Source organism: Allorhizobium sonneratiae, from assembly GCF_023700755.1.
GTDB lineage: Bacteria > Pseudomonadota > Alphaproteobacteria > Rhizobiales > Rhizobiaceae > Allorhizobium > Allorhizobium sonneratiae.
Genome location: NZ_JAMKOJ010000025.1, coordinates 1 through 2,465, shown reverse-complemented (window position 1 = coordinate 2,465; position 2,465 = coordinate 1). Strand labels below are relative to the sequence as shown.

Here is a 2,465-nt window from a genome sequence, read left to right as displayed (position 1 = left end):
GATGACGAAGACAGAAGCTTCAGGGAGAGCGCTTAACCTTCGGGCTTCCTGATTTTAGAACGGAAGATGTTCAGCAACGCCGTGGGTTTATAAAATGCACGGCGTTGTTGAATGTTTTAAAGCAATTCCAGCACAGCCGTAACACGGTTTTCCGTCTGGAATTGCGGGAAACGCTCTACTGCATCATTCCTTAAATCGGGTGAGATTTAAGGAATGATGCAGCAAATTTAAAGTGATACAGCGTCCTTTGTGCGTTTTATAAAACGCAACCGCGCTGTAGTGGAATGAATTTGACATGTGAGTCCCGGTTTCATCATGCGCCGCACGCAAATGTGAATTTCCTTAAATTCCAGGCGAATCATGTCGTTGCTCGTATTCTTCATGATTCTGACATTTGCTCTCAACCAGTTCAAAAATGAGTAGAAAATATAATTATAAATAAATCTTATCTTATAAAGGCAAAAAAATAAAAATTGAAATGGTAAAATCTCAAATATAAACACTACAAGCAAATAATTTTTAATAATTTTTCCTTAAAAATTTAAAATCAATAATTAAGATAAATAGGGTTGAGGAAATGAATATGTGATTATTGTCAAAATAACCGGTGAAGCCAAAAATTCATATCGTTTGAGAGCAAAAACAAATTACGCAATTTCTTTATGAAAGTATTAAATATTTACAATTTATAATGGTATAAATAAACATGAGTAATCCATGTTAACGCCATCATCCCGACGTCATGTCAGCAATGTCGGGTCATAACAGACGCAGAAAATGAATTTCTGCACCTGCCATCTTCAACAATCGACTGCGAATACAAAGCCGCAAAGCGCGTTGTGATTCGCATTGAAACAAGGACCACAGTCTCGCGACTGAAATAGCCCAGCGATTCTGTGCTTAACGTCCAGGGGATGTCACATGCGCTTCACCATAAAACTCAAGCTGGCTCTCTCGTTCGGCCTCTTGATTGTGTTCATTGCTGCTATCTCGGTCTTCAGCGTCATCAATATCGGCCAGATCAACGATAAATTGTATGACATCGTTGATGGCCCCTCCCGCAAGCTTGAAATTGCCCTGACGATTGCAAACACAATGTCAGAATCGGTGCGCGCGCAGAAAAATGCGCTGCTATCCACCCAACTGGACAATGTAAAAACCTATTATGCCAGCGCCGATTCCCAAACAGACACTCTGAAAAATCTGCTGAAGGATGGATTGAACCTGTCCAACGGCAAGAACAGAGGTCTGTGGGAAGCGGTTCAGCAGGATGTCGGAAAATTCGACCAGATGTCCGATACCCTGCAAAAGAAACAGCTGGCCGGAGACGTGGCTGGTGCTGTTGATTATTCCAAAACGGACATGCGCCAGGTGACAGCCTCCATCACCGCAAATCTGACGAAACTGATCACGGCGCAAAAGGAAAGCATGGCCGCGGCCAAAACCGAGGCTGCCGATATGTATGCCTCTGCCAGACTGCTGATGACGATACTGGCGGCCTTGTCGCTTTTGGTCGGCTCGGTGGCAGCTCTGTGGATTGCGCTCGGAGTCAGCAACGGCCTGAAAAAGGTTCAGACCGTTACCGAGGCTGTCGCCATAGGTGACCTCGAACAGCTCATCGAGATTAAATCCAATGACGAAATCCGGGATGTGGTCGAGAGTGTCAAAACCATGACCGGCAATCTGCGGGAAACGGCAAAAATTGCTGACAAGATCGCACAAGGTGACCTTGCCGTTGACCCCAAACCGCTGTCGGACAAGGATATTCTTGGCATTTCCATGCGCAATATGGTGAGCAATCTGCGCAACACGGCAAATGTTGCCGACAAGATCGCGCAGGGCGACCTTTCTCTGGACGTTGTGCCTTTGTCGGACAAAGATACGCTCGGGATCTCCATGCGCAATATGGTGAGCAATCTGCGCAACACGGCAACTGTTGCCGACAAGATCGCGCAGGGCGACCTTTCTCTGGACGTTGTGCCTTTGTCGGACAAAGATACGCTCGGGATCTCCATGCGCAATATGGTTGGCAATCTTCGCGAGACGGCCCGGGTGGCAGACCAGATCGCCAATGGCGACCTGACGGTGTCGCCGCAGCCCTTGTCGGACAAGGACCTCCTTGGCNATGCGCAATATGGTGAGCAATCTGCGCAACACGGCAAATGTTGCCGACAAGATCGCGCAGGGCGACCTTTCTCTGGACGTTGTGCCTTTGTCGGACAAAGATACGCTCGGGATCTCCATGCGCAATATGGTTGGCAATCTTCGCGAGACGGCCCGGGTGGCAGACCAGATCGCCAATGGCGACCTGACGGTGTCGCCGCAGCCCTTGTCGGACAAGGACCTCCTTGGCCTGTCGCTGCAGTCGATGGTTGAGCGCCTGCGTGGCGTCGTCGGCGATGCGATTGCCGCCTCTGACAATGTCTCCTCCGGCAGCCAGCAATTGTCGTCGGCTTCGGAACAGG

At 48.5% G+C, this 2,465-nt stretch carries 2 pseudogenes; both read left to right on the top strand.

Annotated features, from left to right (window positions below):
- Positions 1-921 precede the first annotated feature (921 nt).
- Positions 922-1,680, top strand: a pseudogene (locus tag NAC44_RS21095) (MCP four helix bundle domain-containing protein); the annotation flags it as partial.
- A gap of 321 nt (positions 1,681-2,001) precedes the next feature.
- A pseudogene (locus tag NAC44_RS21490) lies at positions 2,002-2,465 on the top strand (HAMP domain-containing protein); the annotation flags it as partial.